We start from the raw sequence: 3,915 nt of genomic DNA, 5'->3' as shown, positions 1-3,915 counted from the left end.
CGATTCTTTTTGCCAATTCAATCTCTTCTTCAGGAGTGAGTAGAGGAATGTGTGATATTTCTCTTAAATACGTCCCAATGCAATCCATTAAACCACCTTCCTTTTTATACATTTTATTCGTTTTAATTTTGCTTTGCATCCATAGCAAGGGCTTCTCTTGCCCCTGCCATGGAGTTTTCGCTTACCTCGTAGACATCGAGAACGTCGCTTTTACGAGGTCTTCCCTCCACCCTGAAGAATGCCCCCGTGCAAGGCTGATATACGGTATGTCCAATTTGAACAGTCCCATTTGTTCTGGAAAGAATGTACGCTTTGTAAGTTTTCATTTTTATTCCTCCTTTTATTTTTTTTCTTTTCCCTTGCTTCTGTCTTAATTGTACCACGAGTAATTACCTTTGTCAATACTTTTATATTACTTTTTTTTAAAAATTTTTATTGCCTTCAAAGCCACTTGTATCAGGGGTTGTAGCGATTTGAAATAAAACTTGCAAAAAAATTTTTAAAAGAATTTTTTATCTCTTGAACATCTCCCACCTAAAGAGGTGGGAGTCTTCTTGCTATTTTTCGGTAAAATACTAAAATATTCGTTTTAAAAAATCATATTTTTTTTTAAAAACCTATTGACAAGTTTAAAAATCTTGTGTATAATAAGAAATGTCAAAGGAAATCATACATAAAAAGGAGGAAATAAAAATGTCAAACCTATAATAAAAGAGGAGGTGATAAATTGAAAATAAAAAAGAACGACAAGTGGTACCACTGTCCTATTTGTAATCAGAAATTATTTCAAGTAGATACCAATGCGCAGGCTGAGGGTATCTACCTGAAATGTAAAAAATGCAAGAACATTAGAAGTAAAATTAGAGCCAGAGCCTGAGCCGGTCAGTATTTACTGACTTAGTGAGCCAGAGCCTGAGCCGGTCAGTATTTACTGACTTAGTGAGCCAGAGCCTGAGCTAGAGCCGATAGAACAAGCTTATTGCTTGTTTTATCGGCTTTTTTGTTTACTTAATTTTACTGACATAACTAAAGGAAAGGAGGTAACAAAATGGTACAAAAAAAGTATGCTAATTACGTATATACAAAAAGGATTAAGGCTGAAAGAATTTTAAAAGGTTTAAAAGTAGCAGATATGGCTTCAAAAATGGGATGTTCTAGAGGAACATATTACAATATAGAGAATGGGGTAAAATGTCCAACAATAGTAGATATCAACAAAATATCTGAAATACTAGGGAAACCACCATATTACTTCTTCAAAATTTATAATTTTGAAAAAGAAATAGAAAAAGATACATGAGTGAATAGGAGGTAAAAAACCATGCTTGTACAAGACAAACGTTATGAAATTATACCGACGATACAATTAAAACCTTTCATAAGTCTACCACTGGCATGAGAAAAATTTATTGAAAGGAGGTGAAAGCATGAACATAAGCTGGGGTGGGTATGAAGAGCAAGAGAGGCTATTCACGATTAAGCTTACACGAAAGGAAAAACTTGCATTAGAAAGTTTGGTTTCGCTTGAAATAGAAATATTAAAAGAAATAAATGCAAAAACAGATGAAATAAAACAGGAATTGAATGAAGAGATAGAGTTGCATAAGAGAATCTTAAAAAAGTTAGAGGAGGCGAAATAAATGAGCATAAGACTTGCAATGTTGTTGTACAAGTTTTTCAGAATTACAACAACGGTTCAGGACGGAAAAATCAAGCATGGTATAGAACTCTAGAAATAAAAAAGGCCCAAAAGAAAATATCCCAACTTGAGTATAGCACAAAAACGTGCTGTACTCAAGTAAAAAAAATTAGGAGGGGAGAAAAATGGTAATAACAAAAATTGATATAAGAGGAATTGAAAAGATGAATGTATATGTAGACAATGCGATAGATACCTATTTTATTACATTAAACACAGGAAAAGGAGTAATATATTTTGAAACACAAAATTTAGAAGATTTTAAAAAATTGGCAAGAAAAATAAATACAGCAGTACAATTCTACTGTGAATTAGCACAAAGAGAGGAGGCAGCGATATGATACGCATTAGCCAAGCAGGGGCATGTCCCCGCAGGATACAGTTAGAGGCATGGGGAGTAGAAGGAGAGCCACTCTGGGAAGGGTCAGAAAGGGCATTTGCGGAAGGGAATTTACACGAAGCGGATATACTCAGATGGGCAGCGGAAAACCTTCCAGGACCTTATGCAGTGTTTGGACAACAAACAGAAGTTAGTATTGTAAAAGATAAAAAAGAAATCTTAAGAGGACATATAGACGGTTTAGCTATACCAATAGCTAAAAGAGTAGACTTAGAAGGTAATACAATAGCAGAGTACAAAGGTGCAAAAGACGAAGTAATTCTTTTAGAAGCCAAGACACTGGCAAACAGAGGCTTCCAAGAACTCAGAGAGAAAGGAGTCAAAGAAGCACATCCGCAATACTATACGCAGGTGCAGTTATACTTACATGCTTTGGGGTTGGACAAAGCATATCTTGTCGCAAGGAATAAAGAGACGCCTAAAACACGCCTCTGGGACCATTATTACGAATTAATAGAATACGACAAAGACTTTGTAGAAGCAGAAATAGAAAGATTAGTAGAATTAAACAAAAAGATAGAAAACCACATAGAAATAGACCCACCGTTTTCTCCAGAAAAAAATTGGCAATGCCGACGTCCATGGTGCCCTTATTCGAAATTGTGCCATCCAGAATACTATCAACAAAAGAAGAGAGAAGAAGTCATAACAAAAGAAGAATTAGCAAATATAGTAGCGGAATATAACGAACTATCAGAAAAAATCAAACAACTAGAAGAAAAGCAAAAAGAACTAAAAGAACAATTACTTGTAGCAGCACAAGAAAAACCTGTGCAAGCTGGACAGTGGCTTATAAAAGTAGAAGAACGCAGGCAAGAACGATTCGACACTAAATTAGCACGCAAAGAACTACCTCAAGAACTTTTACAAAAGTTGATAAAGGTCAGCACATATCAAGTATTGAAAATAGAGGAGGTATAAGCATGGAAAATAAAATGCCTATTTTAAGAGAAGCTTCAATCATTGAGGAAGTAGACTTAAAACATGTTGAAAACACTATGCGGAAAATTTCACAGTTTCAAGCTGTCGTACAGAACACGTTAAAAAAAAAGAAAGACTATGGAGTTATTCCCGGTACAGATAAGCCAACGTTATTAAAACCCGGAGCCGAGAAAATTTTGATGATGATGGGCTTAAGGTCAGAATTTGAAATAATAGACAGCACAAGAGACTGGGAGAAAAGATTTTTTCAATATCAAGTGAAATGCAAGTTATACAAAGGAGACATGCTCATCACAGAAGGATTTGGAGCATGTAACACAAAAGAGAAAAAATACGCAAAATCGGACCCATATACGCTTGATAACACAGTGCTAAAAATGGCAAAAAAGCGGGCTTTAATAGACGCTACTCTTCTTGTAGCAAGTCTTTCAGATATATTCACGCAAGATGTGGAAGATTTAGAGGATATCGAAGGAACACCAGTACAGGATAAGATAAGCAAAAATCAGCTAAATCTTATACAAAAGCTTATTAAAGAAAAAGAAGTATCTGAAGAAGACTATAAAAAGGCTTTACAGAAATATTACAACACAACAGAGGGAGAATTGACTAAAGAACAAGCTTCAGACTTAATTAGAAGACTGATGAATATGGATAAGAAACAAAAGAAAAACAATGTTCAAAAAAATGATGAAGACAAAGAGACAAAACAAGAACCAATAGACGTAGATTTTCAAGAAATAGAAGAAGATATACCACTGCCATGGGAAAACGGAGCAGAGGGCTAATGCCCTCTCTCTAAAAAACTTTTTGACGGAAAAATGTGCATATATACCCATTATATCTTATGCAGTTCCAGATTATTTTATACAGG

The 3,915-nt window shown here is 34.9% G+C and carries 7 protein-coding genes; 5 read left to right on the top strand and 2 right to left on the bottom strand.

Annotated features, from left to right (window positions below; translation table 11 throughout):
• A partial coding sequence (locus M663_RS15350; RefSeq protein ID WP_273702656.1) for a sigma-70 factor domain-containing protein occupies window positions 1-88 on the bottom strand: 88 nt, incomplete at its 3' end.
• A gap of 34 nt (window positions 89-122) precedes the next feature.
• A complete protein-coding gene (locus M663_RS0106890) occupies window positions 123-326 on the bottom strand; it encodes a hypothetical protein (protein WP_029688398.1) in 204 nt (67 codons plus the stop codon).
• Window positions 327-1,048: 722 nt separating this feature from the next.
• On the opposite strand from M663_RS0106890, the gene M663_RS0106880 reads away from it, so the two are divergent.
• The 5 genes from M663_RS0106880 to M663_RS0106855 all read left to right on the top strand — a co-directional run bounded on the left by M663_RS0106880 (window position 1,049) and on the right by M663_RS0106855 (window position 3,829).
• Entirely contained in the window at window positions 1,049-1,300 is a 252-nt protein-coding gene (locus tag M663_RS0106880; RefSeq protein ID WP_029688109.1) for a helix-turn-helix transcriptional regulator, read from the top strand.
• A gap of 127 nt (window positions 1,301-1,427) precedes the next feature.
• Window positions 1,428-1,640 (top strand): hypothetical protein, encoded by a 213-nt coding sequence (locus tag M663_RS0106875; RefSeq protein WP_029688397.1) that lies wholly within the window; start codon window positions 1,428-1,430, stop codon window positions 1,638-1,640.
• 184 nt (window positions 1,641-1,824) lie between these two features.
• Window positions 1,825-2,040, top strand: a complete 216-nt coding sequence (locus tag M663_RS0106865; protein ID WP_029688396.1) for a hypothetical protein — start codon at window positions 1,825-1,827, stop codon at window positions 2,038-2,040.
• Window positions 2,037-3,020, top strand: a complete 984-nt coding sequence (locus tag M663_RS0106860; protein WP_029688395.1) for a hypothetical protein — start codon at window positions 2,037-2,039, stop codon at window positions 3,018-3,020. Before M663_RS0106865 ends, M663_RS0106860 begins: the two co-directional genes overlap by 4 nt.
• A 2-nt stretch (window positions 3,021-3,022) precedes the next feature.
• A complete protein-coding gene (locus tag M663_RS0106855; RefSeq protein ID WP_029688394.1) occupies window positions 3,023-3,829 on the top strand; it encodes a hypothetical protein in 807 nt (268 codons plus the stop codon).
• Window positions 3,830-3,915 lie beyond the last annotated feature (86 nt).

It is taken from the genome of Thermoanaerobacter sp. A7A, assembly GCF_000445185.1.
Classification (GTDB): Bacteria; Bacillota; Thermoanaerobacteria; order Thermoanaerobacterales; family Thermoanaerobacteraceae; genus Thermoanaerobacter.
The sequence above is the reverse complement of the archived record's forward strand: the minus strand, read 5'-3'. Positions and strand labels throughout refer to the sequence as shown.